This is a genomic window from Sphingobium sp. Cam5-1 (assembly GCF_015693305.1).
Taxonomy (GTDB): Bacteria; Pseudomonadota; Alphaproteobacteria; order Sphingomonadales; family Sphingomonadaceae; genus Sphingobium.
The window spans coordinates 660,822-685,198 of the sequence record NZ_CP065139.1; the positions used below are offsets into that span (position 1 = coordinate 660,822).

Below are 24,377 nucleotides of genomic sequence, written 5' to 3' on the forward strand. Positions count from 1 at the left end.
GCGGACGCCCCCCTTCAGAGGTAGAGTTGCGGGTTGATGGGCAAGTTATTTTCCCGGCAGTAAGTCTCGTAATGGTTGATGAACCACCACACGTCGCAGGTTTCGATGAACTTGCCATCCTCGTCGTAGAACTCGATCGGACCTTGCATCCATCCCCAAAGCTTGCCGCCCTGCGGATGTTCGCTGACCAGCGTGTGGCGTTCGCCGGGGACTTCCAGGAAGAAGTCGCCGGGACCCGCCACCCAGTCATGTTCCAGATAACGCAGGCTGCCTTCCAGGCACATCATGACCAGCCGCCCGCGATGCTTGTGGGTGCCGAGCACGCCCGGCCCTTTCAGCCAGAGCACGTTGCAATAGATGTTCTGGCGGACGTCGAAGGCAAGGTGACGGATGGCGGCGTTTTCGCCAAAGGGCACCCAGGGGCTTTCCTCTTCCGTCGGCCCGATGAAACTGCCCTTCACGCCGCGCGCGTCGATCACGTGCGACAGGTTTTCGGGTACATCGACGATCTTGAAGGCGGTCGACGGCGGGGCTTTCATAACAGTGGACATGACGATGCGTTCCTGTTTCCGTTATCCAGAGGGTTGATCAGAACTTCACGCCCAGCCTGGCGTACCATTCGGCCGGACGATTATAGGTGCCGTAGAATTGCCCCCCGGCGATCTGCGCCTGACCCGTGGTCAGGAAGCGTTCGTTAAAGACGTTGGTGCCGCCCACCGTGACACTGTAGCGGTCGTCGGGCAGGCGCAGCGTGACGTTGGCATTGACGACGTTGGAAGCCTTGCGGTTGAGCAGGAAGGTCCCTTCGGTGTCGTTGCGCATCCGCGAAGTGTAGGTCCAGTCGGCCAGCATGATGAGCTTCGCACCGCTGCTGCCTACATCCAGCTCGACGCGCGGGCTGACATTGACCTTCCAATGCGGCGTCTTGGGCAGTTCGGCACCCACGAAAACGCCGCCCTGGATCACGCTGGGCGCGACCACCGCGCCCGGCAGCACCGAGGTATATTTGGCGTCGATATAGCCGAGCGATGTCGTCAGGGCGAAGGCGCGGATGGGCGCGAACACCGCTTCGGCCTCGAACCCCTTGATGCGGGCGTCACCGGCGTTCTGGATGGTGGGGGACACGCCCTGCTGGAAATTCAGCTGGATGCCCTTATAGTTGGTGGTGAAGGCCGCGAAGTTCAGCTGAAGACGCCGGTCCAACAGCTTCGACTTGATCCCGATTTCCCAAGTCGTCGCCTTTTCCTCGTCAAAGTTCGGAGCCTCGGGCAGCGGGTTCGACAGGCGCGTCGTCCAACCGCCTGTCTTGTACCCCTTCGACCAGGACGCATAGGCCATCAGGTCATCGCTGGGATAAAGCTGGACACCGATCTTGGGCGAGAAATTGTCGAAGGTTTTGCGGTTCACGCCACCGGGATAAAGCTGCAACGGCGCATTGGCATTGGGGAAGCCCGCAGCGATGCGGCAATCGTCGCTGATCGGCGTCAGCGACGCGCAGGGCGGGACGCCAAAGCCGTTCAGTATCTTGTAGGTCAGGCCATTGAGATCGGACTGGAACCCTTCAAAAGACTTCTTTTCCTTTGTATAGCGCGCGCCAACCGTGATGCCGATCAAGTCGATGGGCTTGAAATCCAGTTGGCCGAACAGGGCGCCATTCTTGGTACTCAGGAGATTGTTGCCATCGACCTGCAACAAGCCTTCGGCAAAGGTCACATAATCGTGAAGATTGCCGGACTCCTTGAAATAATAGGCCCCCAGAACATATTTCAGCCGCTCATCCAGCGCGTTACCCAGAAGCTGGAATTCCTGGCTGAACTGCTTCTGGTTCATCTCGAAGCTGATCTGGAGCATGTTGAGCGGCGAACCGTCATTGTCCATGCCCACCTTCCAGTGCAGTTCGCGATAGGAGGTGATGGATTTGACCGTCAGGCTGTCCGACAGATCATATTCGATCGTGCCCGCGCCGCCATAGGATTGCATGCGGGCGAAGTTCAGCCCCGTCGCATAGCTGCTGTCCTTGTCCCCAGTGACGAAGCGATTGTCATAAGGCAGACGATTATTATCGGGGTTCGCGTCAGCATTGACGCCGAAGATCGCGGGCAGGTCAAACATGCCGGTGCGGCCAGCGCGACGATAGCCATAGGCGAAGGACGGCGGACCGTTGCCGCATCCCGTCGATTGGCCCGCAATGGCGCAGTTATAACTGCCCGCGAAAACATCGAACGCGCCGCCCGCGACATTGGGCGTGGTCGCGAGCAACGTATTGGGAAGCTGTTCCTGCCTGCTGCTGCTATAGTCGCCGCTCAGCGTCACCCGCACCGCATCGCTCGGTTCCCAGCGCAGCTTGGTGCGCACGCTCCAGGCGTCTTCGCCGCCTTCGCGGCCTATCCCGGTATTGTCATAACCCGCACCGGCATAGGCGGTGGAAGGTTCGACCTGATAGGTGCCTGGCTGCGCACCTGGAAATGGCTTGCGCTTGAAATAGCCGTCGCGCGTCTTGACCGAGAAGGACACCGAACTCGACAGCCCATCCGCGATCGGAATGTCCGCTGTGCCGCGCGCCTGGAACAGCTTGTAGCTGCCCGTTGTCGCGTCGCCGATGAAGCGGAACTTGTCGCCCGGATCATGGGTGACGATGGAAATCGCGCCACCGATGGTGTTACGGCCGAACAGCGTGCCCTGCGGACCTTTAAGCACTTCGATCCGCTCGACGTCGCCCAGTTCCTGGTTCGCGCCGACCGAACGTGCAAGATAGACGCCGTCCAGATAGACGCCGACACCCGGATCTATATTGAAGGCGAAGTCGTTGGACCCGATGCCACGAACATAGGCGGCCAGTACAGACGATGATCCGGAAAAGGGCGTTCCTGCGTCAAAGGTGACGTTGGGGGCCAGCCCCGACAGCGCGGCGACACTCTGCACCGCGCGCTCCTGCAACGCATCATTGGTGAAGGCGGAAATCGCGATCGGCACCTTCTGCACATTTTCCGAACGCCGCTGGGCGGTGACGACGATGTCCTGGATACCGCCGCTCTGGGGCGCTTCTTCTGTGGCGGGAACTGGCGCAGGCGTCGTTTCCTGCGCTAAAGCGGGCGCCAAAGTCCCGGCTGCTATGGCCAGCGCTGACGCAACCGGCAAAGCGGCAATAATCTTGATCATGGTTCCTCCCCTCGACAATGGACGCTTTTCGCGCTCATCATCGAAATGACAGAAACCTGCCTCTCGCGCTTGCACTGGAGCGCTGCCGATCAGGACTCCAGCGCAATTTGATTCATTTCCACGAAATTTTCACGAATGCGAATTGCCCCCGTGGTCAATTTGCCAGATAGCCGCCATCGATCGGGATGCACGCGCCGGTGATGAAGGCCGCCCTGTCCGACAGCAGGAAGGCCGTAAGGTGCCCGCACTCCTCCGGCTCGCCCATTCGCTTGATCGCCTGGGGCGCAAGCAGCCCTTCCAGGAACTCGGGCGAAGTGCCGTCGAGCAATTTGGAGCGGATCGCGTTGGGCAGGATAGCATTGACGCGCACATTAACGTCGCCATTCTCCCCTGCCGCCGTTCGCGTCAGACCAAGGATCGCATGCTTGGTCGCCGCATAGACGCCCGCTTCGCGGAGGCCCACGGCGCCGGCGATGGACGAGACGTTGACGATGCTGCCGCCGCCCTGCTCCCGCATGACGGTCAGGGCGCCGCGCATGACGCGAAAACAGCTTTTGAGGTTCACATCGTTCACCTTGTCCCACAGATCATCGCTGCTGTCCGCCAGCATGGATTTGAGGCCGATGCCCGCATTGTTGACGGCGAAGTCGATCCGCCCGTTGATCGCGCGCGTCTGCGCAATCAGCGCGTCGATATCGGCCGCGCTGGTAACATCGGCCGCCATGAAGCGCGCGGTGCCACCCGCCGCTTCGATCTCCGCGACCGCTTGCGCGCCTTCCTCGGCTGAGGAGGCAAGGTCGCTCAGCACGACGTCGGCTCCTTCCGCCGCCAGCACCTTGGCGATGCCGCGCCCAATGCCGCTGGCAGCGCCAGTGACAAAACCCGTTTTCCCGGGAAGCAATCCGTTGGTCATCTGCGTCACTCCTGCATGCTGATGATAGGCGCGCTCCTGCGATCGGAGCGGCCGATGGACGATCTCTGGCAATTACCGCTGGTCAGGTGCGCGCGATCTGGCGCCCTTCGCGAGGTGAATAGCCGTGCCGCTTGCGGAAGCAGCGCGCGAAATAAGCAGGGTCGTTGAAGCCGAGCTCGAGGGCGATCGCGGTGATGTTCGCCGCCCGGTCGCCCGCGAGCATTTCCAGCGCCCTTTCCAGCCGCCTGTCCAATATATAGGCGCGTAGCGTCGTGCTTTCAGCGGCGAACCAGGTCTGGATCGTGCGCGGCGAAACGCCGACTTCGCGAGCAATGGATTCCGTGTCCAGGTCAGGATCGCCAAGCCGCGCTTCAACGATCGCCTTGACCCGCGCCAGTCCCCGACCATCGACATTGGGACCACCACGAACAGCGCTGCGCAAGGCAAGGCCCAGCAGGTCGAGCATCAGCGTTTCGGCACCCTCGGCCCAGCTTGGATCAGGCGGCGCGGCGCGGCTCTCCGCCTCCCGCCACAGGGCGAGAGCGAGTTGGTGAAAACTGTGGACGGTCGGCGAATTGCCGGGCGTCGGACTGCCGATATGGAGGTCCAGCTGCGGCACGCGCCGTTCAAGTTCATGGCGGGCAACGTCGACCACCATCATTTCATGGGATGCAACCTCGATCCGCATCGGCGCTGCGGTGGTGCAGATGGAAAGGTCGCCCGGACGCAGCACGCATTCGCGGCCGGATTGACGCTGCTCGCTGAGACCAAGGGTCTGGAGATGCACCAGCAGCCGCTCTTCGCCATGGTGCCGCGCGCTGCGCGACACGACCGAAGATTCCGCCCGCGCCTTGAAAATGGTGAGATCGCCCAGTGTCCAACAACCAAGCTGGCCTAGAAATTCGCGATTGGAACTGTCGATCATCAGCCCGGCGGACCGGCCAGAGGCGATCCTGTTCCAGTAAGCCAGGCGATCACGCCTGGCGACGTCCTGCGTCGAGAATTGCTCGATCATCCACCGCTCTCCTGACTGGAACAGTTTCACATAAATTAGGAAAAGGAAATAGTGGCGGTCGTCGTCCCCCATGGCCTTCATCCTGCTCGTCGCAGATGATGGGGTCATAAGAATCGTCAAGAGACTGATAAATCTGGTTTTATCTCCTTCCATTCCCTCCTGTGGAATATAGCGTCGGACCAAAGACTTAGAAAAAATGAATATCTGCGGATCAGTTCGAATGATCGCCACAGCGCGATGTGGGGCCACAGCAGACCTAAAGCTCGTTCAGAGGCCGAAGATTTCTCGGCACGTGCGACGTGGAGCGTGCAATGAACCATCTTCTCACTGTGCCGCCGCAATCGGCCCGACCAGAATGTGGTGTGAAGGCCATGGGTTTCCTGTCGGCCTTCGATCAACCCTATGTGCTTTTAGATGACGCATCCTCGCCCCACGGCGACGTCACGCTCTTCACCCATCCGTTGCAAGTGATCGAGGCTTCGACGCTTTCGGAAGTCGCACCTGCACTGGAAGCGGTGCGCGCAGCCACGAGACAAGGCGCACACGCCGCCGGCTTTGTCAGCTATGATGCCGCTGCCGCCTTCGATCCCGCCATGCCGGTTACCCCCTCCTGCGGGCCGCTCCTCTGGTTCGGGATATTCGGAACTCCATTGGTGCTGCCGTCACAAATGTTCGCGGACCTGCTGCCCAGCGACACAGCGTTCCGCATGGGGCCACTGACGCCCGCCAGCACGAAAAGGCAGCATATGGAGCGGATCGAGGAGCTGCTCGAACTCATTCGTGCAGGCGATCTGTATCAGGCCAACCTCACTTTCCGCGCCGGGATGGACTTCGACGGTGATCCGCTGGCGCTCTACGCCCGGCTGCGGCAGCGCCAACGTGCCCCCTATGGCGCGATCATATCCACTGGCGCAGACCTCAACTTCTCCTTCTCGCCGGAGTTATTCTTCACGGTGACTGGGCGCGACATCGCCTGTCGTCCGATGAAGGGTACAGCGGAGCGACACGGCGATCCCTCAGCGGATGCCGCTGCCGCTCAGTCGCTCGCCACCGATCCCAAACAGCGCGCCGAAAATCTGATGATCGTCGACCTGATGCGCAATGACCTGTCGCGGGTGGCGGAGCCTGGATCGGTGAAGGTGCCGCAGCTTTTCTCAGTCGAAACCTATCCGACGGTCCACCAGATGGTTTCTGCCGTGACGGCGCGCCGCCGTGAGGATGTGGACGCTTTCGACATCCTCGCCGCCCTGTTCCCCTGCGGCTCCATCACCGGCGCGCCCAAGATCCGCGCGGCGCAAGTGATTGCACAGCTGGAAGACAGACCACGCGGCATCTACACAGGATCGATCGGCCATTTCACCCCGGACGGTGACGCGCGTTTCAACGTCGCGATCCGTACCCTGACCGTTTCACCGGCAGAACGGCGGCTGACGATAGACCTCGGGTCCGGCATCGTCGCTGACTCCGATCCCCTCGCGGAATGGGAGGAGTGCCTGACCAAGGCACGATTTCTTGACTAAGTGTTTAGTCCCGGCATTTGATGGTGGGGATTGAGCATGATCCGATTTGGCCTGACCGAACAAGCCCCAAAGCACCAATCCTGAAACCCGCCACCCGATGGCGGCGGGTTCCTTCAACGTCAGAAGGTGAAGCCTGCGCGAATCCCATATTCGCGCGGCGCACCGTAAAATTCATTGAGACCAAACTGGCCGCTGACATAGTGCTTGCCGGTCAGATTGGTGCCATAGGCCTCGATATGGAACTGGCCGGTGCGCAGGGTGACGAGGCCGGACAGCAGGCCATAGCCCTTGATCCGGTCGGACACCGGCGAGTAAGCGAGATAGGTGAAGCGGGGGCCAACATAGGAATAGCTGACCCGTGGCGTCAGGGTCACGTCGTCACCCAACTGGAATTCGTAGGCCGCCGTGCCGCCATAGGTCCATTTGGGTGAATAAAGATTAGGGCCGCCGTCGGTAGTGGTGATGGCTGGCGTGTAATCAAAGCAGACCGGAGGCGCAGACGGCGTGCCGGGAGGGCATTGGGGACCCAGGCTTCCCGATGGGATAGCCCGCGTGTTGATAAAGGTCAGCCCGGCCAGCTTCGAATGGACATAGGCGACATTGGCGTCGAAACTGAAGCCGCCGAATTTGCTCTGCAACTGCGCTTCGAAACCTTTGATCTTGCCTTGCGAAATATTCTGGACGCCGTTGAAGCCGGTCGTCGGTTCGATCACTTCGAACTGGAAATCGGAATAATCATTGTAGAAAGCCGAAATCTGCGTGCGGACATGCTTGTCGAACAGGCTCGCCTTCCAGCCGATTTCATAGTTCCACACCATTTCGGGCCGGAATTCCGAATCCACTGCGTTGAAGCCGCCCGGTTTATATCCGCGCGCGGCAAAGGCGTAGAGCAGATGGTCATCGTTCACAGTCCAGTTGATCGCGGCCTTGCCGGTCACGCGGCCATCCTGGTGCGATCCTGCCAAATTCGCAACTGGCAGGCCGCCAGGCGGGAAGATCGGGATGCCTGCGCCGATGCGCACCTGACCCACGCCGCTGGCTTTGTAATGCGAATAACGGGCGCCGAGTTGCAGTTGCACATCCGGGGTTACCCGGTAGCTCCCCTGCGCGAAGACGCCCAGCGTCGTGCGTGTGTTATCAGGATCAATATCCGTCGGAAAACCAGCGCGCAGTTCGCGAATGCGCACCTTGATCTCATTGCGCTGGAAATAGCCGCCCAAAATCCATTCCAGCGTTTCGCCGGTCGGTGAGATCAGGTTGACTTCCTCGCTATACTGCCGTTCCCGGGCATAATAGTCCTGCGCGATACCGTCCGGAGCAGGCGACGCGTCCACATCGTTGACGCCTTCGATCTTCTTGCTCTGATAGCCGCTTATCGATCGCAACACGATGCCGTTGGCGAACTCCTGCCGCAGTTCCAGGCTGGAGATGAACGCCTTTTCCCGGATCGCCACCGGCGTGTCATAGTTCAGCGTGTAGATGTCGCCGACGCGATAAGAGGCATATTGTGTTCCCCGGATCGGGCGATAGGCATAGCCGCCAATGTCGCGATCATTATACTGGACCTTCAACAGCGCGCGGAAGTCTCCGGGTTGCCATAGTACGCCCAGCCTTCCGCCCTTTTCATCGAGCTTGCCTGCCTCGTTGTTGAAGGGGCCGACGTCATTGAAATAGCTGTCGTGACCACGGTAGAATCCAGCGCCGCGCACAGCCAGCGTGGAGGATAGCGGCACGTTGACCGCGCCTTCCAATCCGAAATTCCCCCGATTGCCAGCGCTGCCTTCGGCATAGCCATTGATGCCATTCAGATCGGGATTGCGCGAATTGATGAAGATCGCGCCACCGGTCGAGTTGCTGCCGACCAGCGTACCTTGCGGGCCGCGCAATACTTCGACGCTTGCCAGATCGTAGAAACTGTTGGCCTGGACGATCGGCGGCTGGAACAGCCCGTCGACATAGGTGGCGACACCTGCGGTCACATTGGGCGAGTTGCTGGCAAGGCCGATGCCGCGAATGTTGACCGCCGACGTGATACCCGCGTCGGAAATGGACAACGCAGGCGTCGCATTTTGAAGATCGTTGAGGCGCACGACGGCGTTCGCCCTGAGGTCGTTGGCGTCCAGCGCGCTGGCAGCAACAGGCACCTTTTGCAGATTTTCGGTCCGGCGCTGGGCCGTCACGACGATCTCGCCCAATGTGCTGGATGACTCAGGCTGCGGAGCGGCCTCTTGCGCCCCGGCGGACGCTGTCCACAGCGTCATGATGGCGGTGGAGCCCATCAACAATATACGCTTCATTCTACCCTCCCTTATTCTTGCTATTCTTGCGATTATTTCGGTGACCACGCCGATACGGCTTTCAGAAAAGCGCCGGTTTCCGCCGTCGGCTTCTCATCGCCCGGCGGGAAATAGCTGATCTTGACCACGACGGTGCGGGATCGCGGATCGACGTAGATGAACTGGCCCTGCAACCCCACGGCACTGTAGGCGCCGCTATTGTCCAGCAGCCACCATTGCATCGCATAGCCGGTGGGGACGCCCGGGGCCTTGGCATCGGCTGGCGTGGACGGCGCAGTAGATGTGCGGACCCATTCAGCCGGCACCACCTGCCGCCCGTTGGCGCGGCCGCCGTCCAGCATCATCTGGCCGATCCGCGCATAGTCGCGCAGCGTGGCGTTGAAGCCAGCGCCGCTGAATTCGCGGCCCGTGCCCGGCTGCCCATCCATGATGTAGAAGCCGTCCTGCTCCGCGCCCAGCGGCTCCCACAATTTCTGCGCGGTATAGCCCGCGACGGTCGTGCCGCTGACCCGTTCGATCAGCCAGCCGAGCACGGCGGTGTCCAGCGTCTTGTACTGGAACACGCTGCCCGGCGCATGCAGCCGCTTGATCGTCCGCGCTGCGTCGGCAAAGCGCGCGACATTCTTGACCAGCGCGTCGACATGATTGCGCGCGGCGATGCCAGGATTGGCGAAATCGTAGCGTTCCTCATAATCGACGCCAGACCGCATCTCCAATATCTGCCGAATGGTGACGCCATCATATCCGCCGCCCTTCAATTCGGGCAGGTAAGTCGCGACATCGTCGTCTAGCGATTTGATCCGTCCTTCCGCCAGCGCGCAACCGATCAGCAGCGACGTGACCGACTTCGTCATGGACCAGCCGATGAAGCGGCTGTTTTCATCGCTGTTATTGCGATAGATTTCGCTGACGATCTTGCCGTCCTTCATCACCAGCAGCGCGTTGGTGTAGGTGCGATCGAGGAAGTCCTGCGCCGTGTAGCGCTTGCCGCCGAAAGTGTAGCTGACATCCAGCGGCGCGTCGGCGCGCGGCAGCCGCCAGGGCGTGCCCGCATGGGCGACGGTGCGCGTGGTGAACAGCCGGTCCATGCTGCGGAAAGTCAGCGAATTGATGTCGCCATCCAGCATGTGCCAGCGAGCGATCTGGACTGCGACCGGGACGGTGGACGGCGGCCCGTCGGCCAGTACCGGCGGCAATGTCTGCTGCGCTGATGCAGGCTGAATTGCCGCGCACAACGCGCCAGCGGCCAAACTCACAATTAATCCCGATGCTTTGCGCACACGCACATCCTCTACTTTCGGCCGCTAATAGTCGTCGGCTCGTTACTGGCATTTTGGACTTGAGAACTGAGCGGCGCGGCTCCCAAATGGGATATGCGGCGCAGCATCTTGTTCAATGCATGCTGCCATGCAATTGAGCGATGACGGACCCATAGAGCTTGCCCACCAGATCGGCCTGGCGGCGGCTGTCCGTCTTTTCGAGGATTCGCTTCATCTGGATCCGCACGGTGCCGACGGAAATGCCGCGGCGGCTGGCATAGGCATTGAGCGATGTGCCTTGCGACAACGCGACGGCGAGTTGCGCCTCCGCAGGCGTCAGGCCGAACAGCGACGTGACGTGCCCCGCCGACAAGGGAGGCGCCTGAGATGGATCGATCAGGATCAAGGCGACACCGTTTCGGTCATCGTCCCAGCCATGCGCCGCCGAGCCCTTGAAAGCGTCGTTGGGCAGGGCGATGGCCTGCATTATGCTGCCCTCAAGATCGCCGAAGGTCGCCGTGACCATGTCGCCATGGCAAGCAGGTGACAAAAGCCGTGCCAGCCTCTGACGACTTTCGGCGGACACCCCGCGCAGTTGGCCCTGTCCCAGCGTCAAGGGCGCGCCATTCCCCAGCATCGCCGCCGCTGCGCGATTGTGCCAACGTACCTCGCCGCTCGCGTTGCAGAGGATCACCCCCGCCCGTAAACGGTCCAGGATCGAGGCCAAGGATGCCTGCGCCGCCTGCGCCGCCTGCACCGTGGCCGATACGCGCGACATGGTCAGCAGATGCGGGGCGATGTCGGCCAGGAAGGTTGCGTCATAGCCGTCGCGCTCGACCGTGTCATTGATCTGCCGGTGCAGGATCAGGCTGAACCAGCGCGACGGCGCAAATTCGAAAAGCAGGCCCGCCCCGCCCCTTAGACCAACTTGCGCCAGTCGATGCCGCGTTTCCTGCAATTGCGGCGATGCGGAAGCAAAACGCTGTTCATCAGTGCGCACCGCGAGTTGCCCTTCCAGGCGATCGCGCGGCACGACAGCGAGCCGGGGATTGTCGGGATTGTTGATCCATCGGTCGTGCAGCGCGGCGTTCGCATGGGAATAGCTGTCCCGCTCCTGCCAGCGCTGGATCAGGTGGTCGCCTTCCTGCCGATAAATCTGCACCGCCGCGCTGCGGACGCCAAGACCAGAGCAAATCTGGTCCAGCATCGGCCGCCAATTGTCCGGACGTTCACAGCATCCGTAAAGCGCGGGCAATATCTGCGCGCTGAAACTGGCCTCCATTGCATCCCTCCCTGCTTGCCGCGCACTGTTTTACCGCGGCGATAGGCTCCCAATTGACGTACGCTGCGGGAGGATAGCGCGGCCTACATGACCGCCGCTTCCCTCTCCTCATCCGTGGCATTTTCTTCCTGTTCCAAAACGTCCAGCACGACGCGCAGCGCATCCTGATATTCGGGCGTAAGCAAGCGCGTGTAGCGGCGTTCGTGCGCGGACATGATGGCGTCCGCCTCGCGGCGCGCGTCCTTTCCCTGGGTCGTCAGACACAGAGCGAAGGAGCGTCCATCGACCGGCGACTTCTGCACCAGATCCTTTTGAATGAGGCCAGTGATCAACGGCACCATATTGGCGCGCTTGATGCCCAGCATGCGGCCTATGTCGCTCTGGATGCAGCCGGGATTGGCGCCGATCGTCATGAGAATGGTGGCCTCCACCGGTCGCAGACCGACCAGTTCCAGCGCCGCGCCGAGCGTTGCCATCATTCCCGAAGAAGTCCGCCGCAGCCGATAACCCAGCCGCGATGCGACCGGATTGATCAGTCTCTTGTCGGAAGGACTCGTGCTCATGCCACCCTCATAATGTTATTGCTCAGAACAATCAACATTGATATGCAACATAACATTAGGAGAGGACCTGACACATGTCCGCATCGGAAATTTCCCTGATTATCGGCGGCGAATCGCGCAGTGCCGCATCGACTTTCGAACGGTTGAACCCGGTCACTGGCGCCGTCGCCACCCGGGCCGCCGCCGCCAGCGTCGAAGACGCCCTTGCCGCGGTCGATGCCGCCAAGGCCTCATTCCCCGCCTGGTCGCAAACCGGCCCCAATGCCCGCCGCGCGTTGCTGATGAAGGCCGCCGACGCGCTCGACGCCCGCGTGGACGATTTCATCAACGCGATGATGACAGAGATCGGCGCGACCGAGGGCTGGGCACGCTTCAACCTGATGCTATCCAGCTCGATGGTGCGCGAAGCTGCCGCCCTCACTACCCAGATCGGTGGAGAGGTGATCCCGTCCGATAAGCCGGGCTGCATCGCCATGGCGATCCGCGAACCGGCGGGCGTGGTGCTGTCGATGGCGCCTTGGAACGCGCCGATCATCCTCGCCACTCGCGCCATCGCCGTGCCGCTCGCCTGCGGCAACAGCGTAGTGCTCAAGGCATCGGAACAATGCCCGCGCACCCACGGCCTGATCGTCCAGGCCTTTGTGGAAGCAGGCTTCACTGGCGGCATCGTCAACCTGATCACCAACGCGCCACAGGATGCGGCCGATGTGGTCGGCGCAATGATCGACCATCCAGCCGTGCGCCGGGTGAACTTCACCGGATCGACGCCGGTCGGCCGGATCATCGCGAAGCGCTGCGCTGAACATCTGAAGCCCGTGGTGCTGGAGCTGGGCGGCAAGGCGCCGCTGATCGTGCTGGAGGACGCCGACCTTGACGAGGCAGTGAAGGCCGCCGCTTTCGGCGCCTTCATGAACCAGGGCCAGATCTGCATGTCGACCGAACGGATCATCGTGGTCGATGCCATCGCTGACGCCTTTGCGGAAAAATTCCAGGCCAAGGTCGGCACCATGGCGGTCGGCGACCCGCGTGAGGGCAAGACGCCGTTGGGCGCGGTCGTGGACAGCAAGACGGTGTCCCATGTCCGTTCGCTCATAGATGATGCGCTGGCGGCGGGTGCGATCCAGCTGAACGGCGGCGAAGCGAATGGCGTTCTGATGCCCGCCCATGTCATCGATGGCGTCACTCCACAGATGAAGCTGTTTCGCGATGAAAGTTTTGGGCCGGTCGTTGGCATCGTCCGCGCCCGCGATGAAGCGCATGCAATCGAACTCGCCAACGACACCGAATATGGCTTGTCCGCATCGGTCTTTACCCGCGACACGGCACGCGGCCTACGGGTCGCTCGGCAAATCCAGTCCGGCATCTGCCATGTAAATGGCCCGACCGTCCATGACGAAGCGCAAATGCCCTTCGGCGGCGTCAAGGCATCAGGCTATGGTAAGTTCGGCGGCCGCGCCGGGATCGACAGCTTCACCGAATTGCGCTGGATCACGATGGAAACCCAGCCCGGCCATTATCCGATTTGAACCAACCGCATTCAACTACGCGTCATCCAGCCAACGCTGGGATCTCAGGCGGAGAAGCAGACGCAGCCGCCCGAGATGCCAGTTTTCGCCGACATGACGACCAGAACAAGGACTTTCCCATGACCAATTTCCTGCAAGCCGATGGCGTCGAGCAGGCCGAAATCGAAACCGTCGCCTTCACGGTGGAAGACGGCGTTGCCTGGGTCAGCCTCAACCGCCCGGACAAGCGCAATTGCATGTCGCCGCGCCTCAATCGCCAGATGATGCGCGTGCTCGATGAGCTTGAGTTTCGCGACGATGTCGGCGTGCTCGTCCTGACCGGCGAAGGCACGGCGTGGAGCGCTGGCATGGACCTCAAAGAATATTTCCGGGAGACCGAGGCGCAGGGCCTGAAGGGCACACGCGGCGCGCAGCGGGAAAGCTATGGCTGGTGGCGGCGGCTGCGCTGGTATCAGAAGCCGACCATCGCGATGGTCAATGGCTGGTGCTTTGGCGGCGGCTACGGCCCGCTCTTCGCCTGCGACCTCGCCTTCGCGGCGGAGGAAGCGCAGTTCGGCCTTAGTGAAATCAACTGGGGTATCCTGCCCGGCGGCGGCGCGGCCAAGGTGGCAACGGAACTTACCAGCTTCCGCAACGCCATGTATCATGCGCTGATGGGGGAGAATGTGGACGGCAAAACGGCAGCCGAATGGGGATTCGTCAACGAAGCGCTGCCGCTTGGGGCACTGAAGGACCGCGTGTCGCAGGTCGCACAGACGCTGCTGAGCAAGAACCCCGTGGCGCTCAAGGCAACCAAGGACGCCATCCGCCGGGTGCGCGAAATGACCTATGACAATGCCGAGGATTATCTGATCCGCGCGCAGGAAGCGGCCAACAGCTTCGACAATGAAGGTCGCAAGGAAGGCATCAAACAGTTCATCGACGACAAGAGCTACAAGCCCGGTCTTGGCGCTTACGATAAGTCGAAACAGCAGGCCTGAACCGCGAAGGACTGGCGGGACCGACCTAAAAGCGGCCCGCCCAAACAGTTTTTTGGAGAGACGGACCCATGACGGCCGATACCCTCAATCCGCCCCTCGCCGCCGCCCGCACCGGCAAGGCACTCGACCGGCTGCTGCGCCCGCGATCGGTTGCGATCGTGGGCGCGTCGGACAAGCCCGGCGCGCTCGGCGCGTCGGTGCTGTCCAACCTGATCCGCAACGGCTTTTCCGGCGACATCCACCTCATCAATCCCAAGCGCGCGGAGATCGGCGGACGGCCATGTCTGCCGTCGGTCGATGCTTTGCCTGATGGCGTTGATGCCGCCGTCCTCGCCATCCCGCGCGCAGCGGTGCTCGATACGGTGAAGGCGTTGGCCGCACGCAATGTCGGCGCCGCCGTCATCTTTTCCGCCGGATTTGCCGAAGGCGGCGAGGAAGGTCTGGCGGAGCAGCGAGAGATCGGCCGGATCGCCGACGAGACCGGCATGGTCGTCGAAGGGCCGAATTGCCTCGGCATGACGAACTTCATAGATCGCGTGCCGCTGACCTTCGTTGAAACGGATGCCAAAACGCTCGGCGACCGTCCGGGCATCGGCGTCGTGTCGCAAAGCGGAGCAATGGCTTGCGTGTTATGCACCACGCTCGCGTCCCGCGATCTGGGTCTGTCCTTCTCCATCTCGACCGGCAACGAAGCCGCATCAGGCGTCGAGGATTATGTCGATTACCTGCTGGAAGACGGTTCCACGCGCGTCATCGCCATGATCGTGGAACAGTTCCGCAAGCCCCAGCGCTTCCTGGCCAATGCCCGCCGCGCCCGGGGGCTGGGCAAGACCATCGTCCTCCTGCACCCGGGCCGGTCGGCCGCCGCGCGTGAGTCCGCCGCGACCCACACGGGGGCGATGGCGGGCGACTATCAGGTGATGCGGGTGAAGGTGGAACGGGCGGGCGTCATCCTGGCCGAGACGCTTGAGGAGCTGGGCGATATCGCCGAAATCGCGCTGCGCTGTCCAACCATCCCGGCGGGCGGCGTCGCGGTGCTGGGCGAAAGCGGCGCGTTCAAGGCGCTGACCCTTGACCTTTGCGAAACACTCGGCCTCGACCTGCCGCAGGTGAATGACGGCAATGCCCCTGCCCTGCGCGCGGCGCTGCCCGAGTTCGTGCCTGTTTCGAACCCGCTGGACCTGACGGCGCAGGGCCTCGTCGATCCCGACCTCTATCGCCGGACCCTGGCCGCACTGTTCACGGACGACCGGTTCGGCAGCATCGTCGCGGGGATCATTCAGACCGATCCCGTGACTGTCGGCATCAAGCTGCCGCCGATCCTGCGCGCCGTTGACGAATTGCGGCCGGACAAACCGATCATCTTCGCCGGACTGGACGAAGGTGCACCGGTCCCGTCCATCCATATTGATCAGCTGCGCGCGCTTGGCATCCCCTATTTCCCTTCGACCGAACGCGCCTTCCGCGCCCTGAAGCGCCTCAACGACCATGCGCGCCGGGACTTCAGCGAAGCGCCGACCACCCCTCTGCCCGCCCCCGGCCTCGCCGGGCACAGCAGCGTCATCCCGGAATATCGCGCCAAGGCGATCCTCGCCCCGCTCGGCATCCCGTTCCCCCGGGGCGCCTTCTGCACCAGCATCGACGACGCGCTCCGCGCTGCGCAGGCGGTCGGCTATCCGGTCGCGCTCAAGGCACAGTCCGCCCGTCTAAGCCACAAAAGCGATGCGGGCGGCGTGGTGTTGAACCTCTCCAACGGCGACGAACTGCGCGCGGGCTGGGACCGATTATATGCCGATGTATCCGCCCATGATGCGACCATCGCGCTCGACGGCGTCCTGCTCGAAGCCATGGGCGAACGCGGCGTCGAACTTATCATCGGCGCGAAAAACGATCCAGACTGGGGGCCAGTCATCCTGTGCGGGTTCGGTGGCGTCACGGCGGAAATCCTCCAGGACGTGCGTCTGATCACCCCCGGCCTCTCGGTCGATGCCATCGCCGCTGAACTGCATAAGCTCAAGCAAGCGCCGCTGCTGCACGGCTTTCGCGGATCGCCCGCGCTGGATGTGGAGTCGGCAGCGGGGATTATCCATAGGCTTGGCCGCATCCTTCTCGCCGAACCTTCAATTCGGGAGATCGATCTTAATCCGGTGATCGTCTATCCGCAGGGCAAAGGCGCGATCGCCCTCGACGCCCTTATGCTGACAGCTCCGGAAGACGCCTGACCAACGAGGCAATAACCAGATCGACAATCATTTCAGGGGAGGTGAGGATGGCGCATAACGGAACCGACATCAGGCAATTACTTGATGAAGCGCCCATGGGCCGCCTGCAAATCGCGGCTGTAGCGCTGTGCATCATGCTGAACGCGCTTGATGGCTTTGATGTGCTGGCGATCAGCTTCGCGTCACCCGGCATTGCCACGGAGTGGGGCATTGATCGCGCCGCATTGGGCGTCGTCCTTTCGATGGAACTGATCGGCATGGCTGTGGGGTCCGTGCTGCTCGGCGGCCTGGCTGATCGCATCGGCCGTCGGCCCACCATCCTGCTCTGCCTCCTGGTCATGGCGACGGGTATGTTGGCCGCGACCTTTTCATTCAGCATTGTCTCCCTGTCGGCGATACGGCTTGTCACTGGTCTCGGCATCGGCGGCATGCTGGCTTGCACCAACGCCATCGTCGCAGAGCTTGCCAACGCGCGCACCCGCAGCCTGGCCGTTGCCCTCATGGCGGCGGGCTATCCGATCGGCGCGATCCTTGGCGGCTCGGCCGCTTCGATGCTGCTGATGTCGGGCGAATGGCGGGACATATTCCTGCTTGGAGGAGTCGTCACTGCAATCTTCTTGCCGCTGACGTTCCTGCTGCTCCCTGAATCAATCGGCTTCCTCCTTCAACGACGCCCGGCCAATGCGCTGGACCGGATCAATCAGCTGATGGGCCGGATGGGACACAATGCACTGGATGCTTTGCCACCTTCAAATGCGGCGGCGCCCAAGGCGTCCTTTGCCGCGCTGTTCAGTCCCGGCCTCGCACGCACGACGGTGCTGCTGACGGCCGCCTATTTCTTTCACATCATGACCTTTTACTTCATCCTCAAATGGGTGCCCAAGATCGTCGTGGACATGGGTTATGCACCCTCGTCCGCTGGTGGCGTGCTGGTATGGGCCAATGTAGGCGGCTTGCTGGGCGCGCTTTCGCTCAGTGCCATGAGCTGGCGGCTGGACGTCCGCATATTGGTGATCGCCGCCCTCTTACTGTCGATGGCAATGGTGACTGTCTTCGGACAGGGACAAGCCAGCCTTTTCGACTTGGCCCTGGTCGCTGCGGCGGCGGGATATTTCACCAACGCGGCCGTCGTCGGCCTTTACGCCATCATTGCGCAATCTTTCCCAACGGCCGTCCGGGCGGGCGGCACGGGAATAGTGATCGGCGTCGGCCGTGGAGGAGCTGCTTTGGGTCCCATCCTTGCTGGTTTCCTTTTCACTCTCGATTTCAAGCTTCCCGCCGTGGCGCTGACCATGGCATCAGGGTCGCTGATCGCGGCATGCGCATTAGCCCTTCTCGTGACCGGAGGACGGCACAATAATTCGTCCAAGGTTTACGAATGAACCGCTGTTCCCTTCATTGCCCGCCCGCCGCTCGCGCTCTTCCCTGACATCGCCATAAGGAAAAAACTGCCCATGTCGCCACAGCGCTATTCCATGACGGCGATCGCGTTGCATTGGTCGATCGCGGCAGCCCTGAGCTTTCAACTCGTCCTGGGCTGGCAATTGTCCGGCATCGCGCCGGGGCTGGGCCAATTTGCCGCCTATCAGCTGCACAAGTCGATCGGGATCGTCATCCTGCTGCTCACCTTTCTGCGGGTTGGCATCCGCCTGGCCCATCCCCGCCCCCCGGCATTGGCGGATGATCGAATATCTGCGTTCGCGGCAAAGGTGACGCATCAATTGCTCTACGCCGTCATGCTGCTCGCCCCGCTCAGCGGCTGGGCGCTGGTCTCAACTAGCAAGCTGCGGGTGCCGACGCTGCTGTTCGGCACGATTGCCTGGCCACACCTGCCGATCCCTCTTGGCCTCAACGGAATAGCCTATGACACACATCGCCTGGCCGCATACGTCCTGGCCGGATTGGTCGTGCTGCATGTCGCTGGAGCCATTCGCCATCAATTTTACAAGCGCGAGGATCTGCTTGCTCGCATGATCCCGGGTTTGGCGCCGGGGCTTACGCTGCTGGTTGCGCTAGGAACAGTGACACTGGCAGGTGCGGCATCATTCTTTCTTACCGGAACGCCCACCATAGCCGTGGCGCAGCAGAAAGGGACGCCCGCGCCGATCAAGATAGCGCCACCTTCACCCGTTTCTGCCCCAACGCAGCGGCCTGCCACGACCCCGACGGCCCCAAAAGCTATGCCGGTGCCAACGGCCAATTCACAACAACTTCCATTATCGCGGTGGCGCGTCGTGGGGCCGGGAAAGCTCGGCTTTATCGCCATGTGGAACGGCGCGGCGGTGGACGGATCTTTCCTTCACTGGAAATCGGACATCCGCTACAGCCCGGACGATCTGCCCGGCAGCACAATCCTGGTGACGATCGACCTGGCCTCCGCTGTCACGGGCGACGCACAACGCGACGAAACGCTGCGAGGCCCCGATTATTTCGACATATCGACGCATCCGCATGCTGTGTTCCGCGCCAAGGGTTTCCGACCACAGGGCGGCGACCTGTACGAAGCCAGAGGCACGCTGGACCTGAACGGACGCCGCCGCCCGGTCACGCTACGCTTCACGCTGCGTCAGGATGGAGACACGGCCAGAGCCGAAGGCCGAGCAGATCTTGACCGGAACATGTTTGATGTCGGTTCAGCCACCGATGAAACGATCGCTGCGAAGGTCACGGTAAACTTCGCCTTGACGGCGCACCGGCAGGACCAGTGATGATGAGGGTTTCGACGCAATTTCCAGGGAGCACTTTGTCATTCAGTTTGCCCAAGACAAAAAATTGCCGTTCTTTTCCTCGCCCCGCGTCCCAACAATGTCGCCGATCTTGATCTTCACCAAGTCACAGCCGCGAAGTTTGCTGTCGATGGCAAGGTCGAAGAGAGCCTGATCCCGGGTCCGCCCATGCTGATCAAGAATGAAGCGGATCGCCCCGATCTGGCGAGGCCTGAGCGCATGCTTTGCGCCAATTTTACGTCCAGCGTTCCACGACACCCGCTCGCGAGCGGCGGATCAAATTCTGATAATCCCAAGACACTTTTCCTCGGGCCACGTGATACAGCCATTTCCGAGATCCACTCGATCGGCACATGCTGGATGGGCGACGATCCCATGGCGACCATCGATAGCCGCCTGCGCGTGCCCGGCGGCAATACGAACGTGCCGACGATGATGGTCGCGGAAAAAGCAGCCGACATGACCATCAACTGCCAATAAGGTGGTTATTCTATTCGTGACATTTGCAGACCCGCATCAAGGTGAACTTTAATGACCCAGCGCAAATACGCCCTTGAACAGCTTTCGGCACTGGAACTGGGACCGCTCAGCTTTGTCGAGGTCGCCGCACGGAGCGGCTATGACGGCATCGGCCTGTTTCTTGAAGGCCTGCCGGTCCCCCATGCCGCCCCCTACAGCCTGGTGTCGGACCACCATCTGTTCGAGACATTCGCTCAAGCGATCAGGGACGCCGGTCTCTTCGTCCATGTCGTTGAGCCGTTCCTGATAACGCCTGACATCAGCCGTGAGGAAAATCTGCGCAACCTCGACCTGGCGGCGCGACTGGGTGCACGGGTCTGCGGGACGCTCGCCTTCGACGATGATGAAAACCGCCGCAATGACCGGCTGGCGGAGCTCGCGAATGAGGCTGGGAAACGCGGCCTCGCACTGACAATAGAACCCTATCTCGAATCGAGCTGGCAGACGCTGTCGCAGGCGGCAGCAGCGGCTGATGCGGCCGGGGATCACGCCGGTGTGACCCTCGACGTCCTCCACGTCATCCGTGGCGGCGAGCATTGGGAGGCGGTACGGGCAATGGCTCCGGACAAGATCAGGACGATCCAGATCAGCGACGGCACATTGGCAAAACCCGCAGACTGGCCCCTTTCGGCAGTCACCGACCGCGCAGTGCCGGGCGAGGGCGAATATGATCTGGCGGCGCTGATGCCCTTGCTCCCGGCAGGCGTCCCGATCGGCATCGAAGTGCCCTCGCTTGATCTGGCTGCGCGTATGCCTGCCGAAGAACGGGTGGCCTACCTGCTGCAAAAAACCCGCCAGATCATGGGCGACGCAGCCTGAACAGCGCCGGGTCTCACCGCATGGTGAGGCCTCCGTCCACCGAAATGGTCTGGCCGTTGATCCATTCCCCATCGGTAGATGCCAGCATCGCGACCATGGCGGCGATGTCCTCGCTTCGCCCCAGCCTCGGCGCGGGCGTCTCGCTCTGGAACTGGGCCAGAAGCTCCGCGGGCGCATGGTCGCGCATCAGCGGCGTGATGATGTATCCCGGCAGGATCGCGTTGGCGCGGATATTCTCGCGGCCCCAGCGGTTCGCGACATGGCGCACCAGCGCGCCGATGCCAGCCTTGGCCATCGCATAATAGGGCCGCACGCTCTGACCCATGGTCGCCGCCGCCGACGAACTGTAGATCATGGCACCGCCGCCGCGCGCGAGCAGATGGGGAAGCGCGTGCCGGGTCGCCCGGGCCATCCCCTTAAGGTTCACGTCGAGCGTGCGGTCCATCACTGCATCCGTCGCGTCGATGATATCGCTGTCCTCCAGCAAAATCGCCTGATCGGCGAAATTGGCATGAAAGACGTCAATTCCGCCAAATGCGGCGATGGCCGTATCGCAGAGCGCTGCAAAGCTTGCATCGTCGGTTGCGTCGAACAGCGCGCCGATCGCGCGCCCACCGCCCCGCCCAATATCGGCGGCGACCGCCTCCACCGCGGCTTCCTCGGACGGCGGGCCAGCGACGACTACGGATGCTCCCTCGCTAGCCAACCTTCTCGCCGTAACCTCGCCAATGCCGCGACTTGCGCCAGCGACGACCACGACCTTGCCTGATAGGCGATGCAAAACGCCGTCCACCTGCTCCATCTTCTCTCCTGTACCGCGATGGCGTCATGAAATGGCCGGCGCGGCCAGTCCATGATCCTCGAAGAATGTCGGCGCGGTATAGAGCTTGGGACCGGCGAACGCGACTGCGTCCGGTGAGTCCATCATCCATGCCACGGTGCGGCCGGTGTCCGCCGGTGTGTAGCTCGGCATTCCGCCACCCAAGTTGAGGGCCGCATCGCCATATTTGGCCGTCAGCGTCTCGGTGATGGTGAGGCCAGGCTGGATGTGAAAGCTCACGATGCCGCGGTCGCGATATTCCAGATCGACGAACTCGGCGAGCTTGGAAAAGGCGGCCTTGCCCGCCGCATAGAGGAAACCCCATCCCCCTTCTTCGAGTTTGCGCTCGCACAGGGTGGTGCCAGCACCGCTGGTGATGAACACGATGCGCCCAGCCCCTTGCGACAACATCGGCTGCAACACTTTCTGGGTGATGTGCAGATGATTGATCATCAACCCCGCCATCGTCTGCTCCGCCTTCGTGGCATCAACGGCATCGATCGGCGCCATCAGATAGGGACTTTGGGCAAGCGCGTTGTTGAACAGGCCGTCGATCCGGCCCCATGTCTCCAGCACGGTATCGACCGCAGCATCGATGCTATCACGGTCCAATATGTCCATCGGGACGCCGATGGCCCGGCCTCCCATAGCCTCGATTTCCTGCACCGTCGTTTCCAGGCTGCCGGGAAGGGCGATGGAAGCCGAGCCGGTCCCCTCTTCGGCCTTCCCTTCGCCTTCCTTGCGCGTCCGACCAGTCACCGCGACGGCAAACCCCCGGCGGGCAAGCTCGATCGCCGCCGCTTTCCCTATGCCGCGCGTGCCGCCCGTTACCAAAGCTACCTTAGTCATCATGCTCTCCCGTGCTTCAGCCAACGCGCAGTTCGGCGAGGTCTTCAGGCGACAGCCTGACCGCTGCGGCCTTGACGCTTTCGGCGATGCGGGCTGGGCTGGATGCGCCGAAAATGGGAATGGTCTGCTGCGGCTGATTGACCAGATAGGCCAGCACGACGTCGCTGACCGAAACGCCATGATGCTCGGCCACGCGCTTGGCGGCCTCGAACCGCTGCTGGTTGGCGGGGTTGTCGTAAAAGCCCTTGAGGTGATCGGGAACCTGCCCCTTCTCCAGGAAGGAGAAGAAACCACGGCTCTGCGCGCAATAAGGTATAACGGTCATGTCGCTGCCCTGAAGCGCGCCGCCATGATCCTCGAAATAGAGCTGATAGCCCTGCGCCATCGCCGCTTCCTCGTTCGGCTTGGCCAGACCCCAGAAGGGTTCGACCGCAACAAAGCCAGCATTGCCCTTGGATTGGGCATAGGCGTTCGCCTCCAGCACGCGGGCCGCAGTCCAGTTGGACGCGCCGAAATAGCGGATCTTGCCCGCCTGCTGCGCCGCAATCAGCGTGTCGATGATGAGGCCGACCGGCGCTTCCGCATTGTCCATGTGAACCCAGTAAAGGTCGATCATATCGACACCCAGATGCTCCAGGCTTTCTGCAAGGTCGCTGTTGATGTCGTCAGGCGTGGCGCGGTTGCGATAGTCGCCGACGCGCAGGTCGAAGAAGCCGCCCTTGGTACCGATCACGAAGTCGGCGCGGTTGCGCCCCTTCAGCCAGGCTCCGATCGCCCGCTCGCTTGCGCCCTTGGGCGCGTCGGGAATCCAGTCGCCGTAGGACCGGGCGGTATCGATGAAATTGCCGCCCAGTTCCGCAAACTTGTCCAGAATGGCGTTGGCTCCGGCCTGATCGATGGCGGTGCCCAGCATGTTCGTGCCGTAGCACAAACGGCTAACGGACAGGTCGGTCTTGTCGAGCTTGACCTTCGACAGCATGATTATTCTCCAACTTGGCAACAAAGTAAAAAATTGCCGCGGGGTCGAAACCCTGGGGCGGCGACGCGCGATCAGCCGAGCGAACGGCTGATCTGGATACGATGGCCGTCGGGATCGGCGACAAACGCATGCGCCATGCCGTCCCCGCTTTCCTTCAAGGGTTCCAGAATACGGCCCCCCGCCTCTACCGCCCGTTTCAGGAAAGCATCGACATCCTTGGCGGAGAAGCCAAGGATCACCTCGTCGCTGGCGGGCGGCGCACGACCGGGGAAATGCGCCAGGATGAAAAGCGGTCCACCGGCATAGGTTGGCTGATAGACGATCTCGCTGACGCGATGCCCCGTGATCTCCGCTTCGACACGGTTCATCTCTATCAGGCCGCACAGCGCGGTGTAGAATCGCGCCGCCTTGTCCAGATCGGCGACGCAAAGCTTGGTGAACATGAAGTTCACGTCGAGCGTTCCGCCGCTCGGCAGTTCATAGGCCATAACTGATCTCCAACATGCAGAAAAGCTTACCGCGGCAGCCGGTCAGGCGGGTTCGCTGAAGTGATAGTGCGCTACATCGGGCGTCCGCGACTGCGTCCAATAGTCGAGCAGCTTGAAAGGCCATGATATGATGACTCGGCCCTTGCTGTTCTTGTAATAGTTCTTGGCGCGCGGATGCGTCCATATCATCTGCTGCATCTGCGCCTGCACGCGTTCGTTGAAGTCATCACGGGCGGCTTCTGTCGCCCCGCCGACAGGCTCGCCCATGCCGACGCTCATGATCTTGCGCGGCAGATCGGGCGACGGCTCGCCGCGCGCCGGGCCGGGCGTAACGAGCAGCGCGCGGGCCAGGTAGGCATCCTCGGCAAGCAGCAATGAAGGCCGCCAGCTGGCTGCGGCAGAAACTTTGATCGGGTTCGTCACCGACATTGCTCTCGCCCA

The 24,377-nt window shown here is 62.0% G+C and carries 20 protein-coding genes and 1 pseudogene; 7 read left to right on the forward strand and 14 right to left on the reverse strand.

Going from position 1 to position 24,377, the window contains the following annotated elements; translation table 11 throughout:
- Window positions 1-14 precede the first annotated feature (14 nt).
- The 4 genes from IZV00_RS17020 to IZV00_RS17035 all read right to left on the reverse strand — a co-directional run bounded on the left by IZV00_RS17020 (window position 15) and on the right by IZV00_RS17035 (window position 5,159).
- Window positions 15-551, reverse strand: a complete 537-nt coding sequence (locus tag IZV00_RS17020; RefSeq protein ID WP_196226810.1) for a 2,4'-dihydroxyacetophenone dioxygenase family protein — start codon at window positions 549-551, stop codon at window positions 15-17.
- A gap of 37 nt (window positions 552-588) precedes the next feature.
- Window positions 589-3,159, reverse strand: a complete 2,571-nt coding sequence (locus IZV00_RS17025) for a TonB-dependent receptor (protein ID WP_196226811.1) — start codon at window positions 3,157-3,159, stop codon at window positions 589-591.
- Between the two features lie 154 nt (window positions 3,160-3,313).
- Window positions 3,314-4,072, reverse strand: coding sequence for an SDR family NAD(P)-dependent oxidoreductase (locus IZV00_RS17030; RefSeq protein ID WP_196226812.1), 759 nt, complete (start codon window positions 4,070-4,072; stop codon window positions 3,314-3,316).
- Window positions 4,073-4,154: 82 nt separating this feature from the next.
- The gene (locus tag IZV00_RS17035) at window positions 4,155-5,159 is read right to left on the reverse strand and encodes an AraC family transcriptional regulator (protein ID WP_196226813.1); all 1,005 of its coding nucleotides are present in this window, start codon (window positions 5,157-5,159) and stop codon (window positions 4,155-4,157) included.
- A gap of 239 nt (window positions 5,160-5,398) precedes the next feature.
- Between IZV00_RS17035 and pabB the strand changes: the two genes are divergently transcribed.
- Window positions 5,399-6,607 carry an aminodeoxychorismate synthase component I gene (gene pabB / locus IZV00_RS17040; protein WP_230463398.1) on the forward strand — a complete coding sequence of 403 codons (1,209 nt, stop codon included), beginning with the start codon at window positions 5,399-5,401 and terminating at the stop codon, window positions 6,605-6,607.
- Window positions 6,608-6,726: 119 nt separating this feature from the next.
- Here the strand turns inward: pabB and IZV00_RS17045 are convergent, their stop codons facing one another.
- The 4 genes from IZV00_RS17045 to IZV00_RS17060 form a co-directional block, all read right to left on the reverse strand.
- Entirely contained in the window at window positions 6,727-8,904 is a 2,178-nt protein-coding gene (locus IZV00_RS17045; RefSeq protein ID WP_196226814.1) for a TonB-dependent receptor, read from the reverse strand.
- A gap of 32 nt (window positions 8,905-8,936) precedes the next feature.
- Window positions 8,937-10,160 (reverse strand): serine hydrolase domain-containing protein, encoded by a 1,224-nt coding sequence (locus IZV00_RS17050; RefSeq protein ID WP_230463399.1) that lies wholly within the window; start codon window positions 10,158-10,160, stop codon window positions 8,937-8,939.
- 136 nt (window positions 10,161-10,296) lie between these two features.
- Window positions 10,297-11,445, reverse strand: coding sequence for a helix-turn-helix transcriptional regulator (locus IZV00_RS17055; protein ID WP_196226815.1), 1,149 nt, complete (start codon window positions 11,443-11,445; stop codon window positions 10,297-10,299).
- Window positions 11,446-11,528: 83 nt separating this feature from the next.
- Complete coding sequence (locus IZV00_RS17060) at window positions 11,529-12,008, reverse strand: MarR family winged helix-turn-helix transcriptional regulator (RefSeq protein ID WP_196226816.1); 480 nt, start codon at window positions 12,006-12,008, stop codon at window positions 11,529-11,531.
- 74 nt (window positions 12,009-12,082) lie between these two features.
- On the opposite strand from IZV00_RS17060, the gene IZV00_RS17065 reads away from it, so the two are divergent.
- The 5 genes from IZV00_RS17065 (at window position 12,083) to IZV00_RS17085 (ending at window position 19,444) form a co-directional block, all read left to right on the forward strand.
- Entirely contained in the window at window positions 12,083-13,534 is a 1,452-nt protein-coding gene (locus IZV00_RS17065) for an aldehyde dehydrogenase (RefSeq protein WP_196226817.1), read from the forward strand.
- Window positions 13,535-13,653: 119 nt separating this feature from the next.
- A complete protein-coding gene (locus IZV00_RS17070) occupies window positions 13,654-14,514 on the forward strand; it encodes a p-hydroxycinnamoyl CoA hydratase/lyase (RefSeq protein WP_196226818.1) in 861 nt (286 codons plus the stop codon).
- A gap of 68 nt (window positions 14,515-14,582) precedes the next feature.
- Window positions 14,583-16,736, forward strand: coding sequence for an acetate--CoA ligase family protein (locus tag IZV00_RS17075; RefSeq protein ID WP_196226819.1), 2,154 nt, complete (start codon window positions 14,583-14,585; stop codon window positions 16,734-16,736).
- A 47-nt stretch (window positions 16,737-16,783) separates the two neighbouring features.
- Window positions 16,784-18,118 carry an MFS transporter gene (locus IZV00_RS17080; protein ID WP_196226820.1) on the forward strand — a complete coding sequence of 445 codons (1,335 nt, stop codon included), beginning with the start codon at window positions 16,784-16,786 and terminating at the stop codon, window positions 18,116-18,118.
- Window positions 18,119-18,190: 72 nt separating this feature from the next.
- Window positions 18,191-19,444, forward strand: coding sequence for a cytochrome b/b6 domain-containing protein (locus IZV00_RS17085; RefSeq protein ID WP_196226821.1), 1,254 nt, complete (start codon window positions 18,191-18,193; stop codon window positions 19,442-19,444).
- A 93-nt stretch (window positions 19,445-19,537) separates the two neighbouring features.
- Here IZV00_RS17085 and IZV00_RS21240 read toward each other — a convergent pair.
- Window positions 19,538-19,791 (reverse strand): annotated as a pseudogene (locus IZV00_RS21240) (hypothetical protein); the annotation flags it as partial.
- Window positions 19,792-19,993: 202 nt separating this feature from the next.
- On the opposite strand from IZV00_RS21240, the gene IZV00_RS17095 reads away from it, so the two are divergent.
- On the forward strand, window positions 19,994-20,800 hold the full coding sequence (locus IZV00_RS17095; protein ID WP_196226823.1) for a sugar phosphate isomerase/epimerase family protein: 807 nt from the start codon (window positions 19,994-19,996) through the stop codon (window positions 20,798-20,800).
- Window positions 20,801-20,813: 13 nt separating this feature from the next.
- Here IZV00_RS17095 and IZV00_RS17100 read toward each other — a convergent pair whose 3' ends face one another.
- The 5 genes from IZV00_RS17100 to IZV00_RS17120 form a co-directional block, all read right to left on the reverse strand.
- Window positions 20,814-21,602 carry an SDR family NAD(P)-dependent oxidoreductase gene (locus IZV00_RS17100; protein ID WP_196226824.1) on the reverse strand — a complete coding sequence of 263 codons (789 nt, stop codon included), beginning with the start codon at window positions 21,600-21,602 and terminating at the stop codon, window positions 20,814-20,816.
- 24 nt (window positions 21,603-21,626) lie between these two features.
- Entirely contained in the window at window positions 21,627-22,472 is an 846-nt protein-coding gene (locus tag IZV00_RS17105) for an SDR family oxidoreductase (protein WP_196226825.1), read from the reverse strand.
- Window positions 22,473-22,485: 13 nt separating this feature from the next.
- Window positions 22,486-23,448, reverse strand: a complete 963-nt coding sequence (locus tag IZV00_RS17110) for an aldo/keto reductase (RefSeq protein WP_196226826.1) — start codon at window positions 23,446-23,448, stop codon at window positions 22,486-22,488.
- A 71-nt stretch (window positions 23,449-23,519) separates the two neighbouring features.
- Window positions 23,520-23,936, reverse strand: a complete 417-nt coding sequence (locus IZV00_RS17115) for a VOC family protein (protein WP_196226827.1) — start codon at window positions 23,934-23,936, stop codon at window positions 23,520-23,522.
- Window positions 23,937-23,978: 42 nt separating this feature from the next.
- Window positions 23,979-24,365: a hypothetical protein gene (locus IZV00_RS17120; protein ID WP_196226828.1), complete on the reverse strand. Its 387-nt coding sequence runs from the start codon at window positions 24,363-24,365 to the stop codon at window positions 23,979-23,981.
- Between the last annotated feature and the right edge of the window lie 12 nt (window positions 24,366-24,377).

Bases quoted from the DNA above. Each gene is read 5' to 3' on its own strand.
- IZV00_RS17020 (WP_196226810.1), bottom strand. From the start codon at position 551: ATGTCCACTGTTATGAAAGCCCCGCCGTCGACCGCCTTCAAGATCGTC.
- IZV00_RS17025 (WP_196226811.1), bottom strand. From the start codon at position 3,159: ATGATCAAGATTATTGCCGCTTTGCCGGTTGCGTCAGCGCTGGCCATA.
- IZV00_RS17030 (WP_196226812.1), bottom strand. From the start codon at position 4,072: ATGACCAACGGATTGCTTCCCGGGAAAACGGGTTTTGTCACTGGCGCT.
- IZV00_RS17035 (WP_196226813.1), bottom strand. From the start codon at position 5,159: ATGGGGGACGACGACCGCCACTATTTCCTTTTCCTAATTTATGTGAAA.
- pabB (WP_230463398.1), top strand. From the start codon at position 5,399: ATGAACCATCTTCTCACTGTGCCGCCGCAATCGGCCCGACCAGAATGT.
- IZV00_RS17045 (WP_196226814.1), bottom strand. From the start codon at position 8,904: ATGAAGCGTATATTGTTGATGGGCTCCACCGCCATCATGACGCTGTGG.
- IZV00_RS17055 (WP_196226815.1), bottom strand. From the start codon at position 11,445: ATGGAGGCCAGTTTCAGCGCGCAGATATTGCCCGCGCTTTACGGATGC.
- IZV00_RS17060 (WP_196226816.1), bottom strand. From the start codon at position 12,008: ATGAGCACGAGTCCTTCCGACAAGAGACTGATCAATCCGGTCGCATCG.
- IZV00_RS17065 (WP_196226817.1), top strand. From the start codon at position 12,083: ATGTCCGCATCGGAAATTTCCCTGATTATCGGCGGCGAATCGCGCAGT.
- IZV00_RS17070 (WP_196226818.1), top strand. From the start codon at position 13,654: ATGACCAATTTCCTGCAAGCCGATGGCGTCGAGCAGGCCGAAATCGAA.
- IZV00_RS17075 (WP_196226819.1), top strand. From the start codon at position 14,583: ATGACGGCCGATACCCTCAATCCGCCCCTCGCCGCCGCCCGCACCGGC.
- IZV00_RS17080 (WP_196226820.1), top strand. From the start codon at position 16,784: ATGGCGCATAACGGAACCGACATCAGGCAATTACTTGATGAAGCGCCC.
- IZV00_RS17085 (WP_196226821.1), top strand. From the start codon at position 18,191: ATGTCGCCACAGCGCTATTCCATGACGGCGATCGCGTTGCATTGGTCG.
- IZV00_RS17095 (WP_196226823.1), top strand. From the start codon at position 19,994: ATGACCCAGCGCAAATACGCCCTTGAACAGCTTTCGGCACTGGAACTG.
- IZV00_RS17100 (WP_196226824.1), bottom strand. From the start codon at position 21,602: ATGGAGCAGGTGGACGGCGTTTTGCATCGCCTATCAGGCAAGGTCGTG.
- IZV00_RS17105 (WP_196226825.1), bottom strand. From the start codon at position 22,472: ATGATGACTAAGGTAGCTTTGGTAACGGGCGGCACGCGCGGCATAGGG.
- IZV00_RS17110 (WP_196226826.1), bottom strand. From the start codon at position 23,448: ATGCTGTCGAAGGTCAAGCTCGACAAGACCGACCTGTCCGTTAGCCGT.
- IZV00_RS17115 (WP_196226827.1), bottom strand. From the start codon at position 23,936: ATGGCCTATGAACTGCCGAGCGGCGGAACGCTCGACGTGAACTTCATG.
- IZV00_RS17120 (WP_196226828.1), bottom strand. From the start codon at position 24,365: ATGTCGGTGACGAACCCGATCAAAGTTTCTGCCGCAGCCAGCTGGCGG.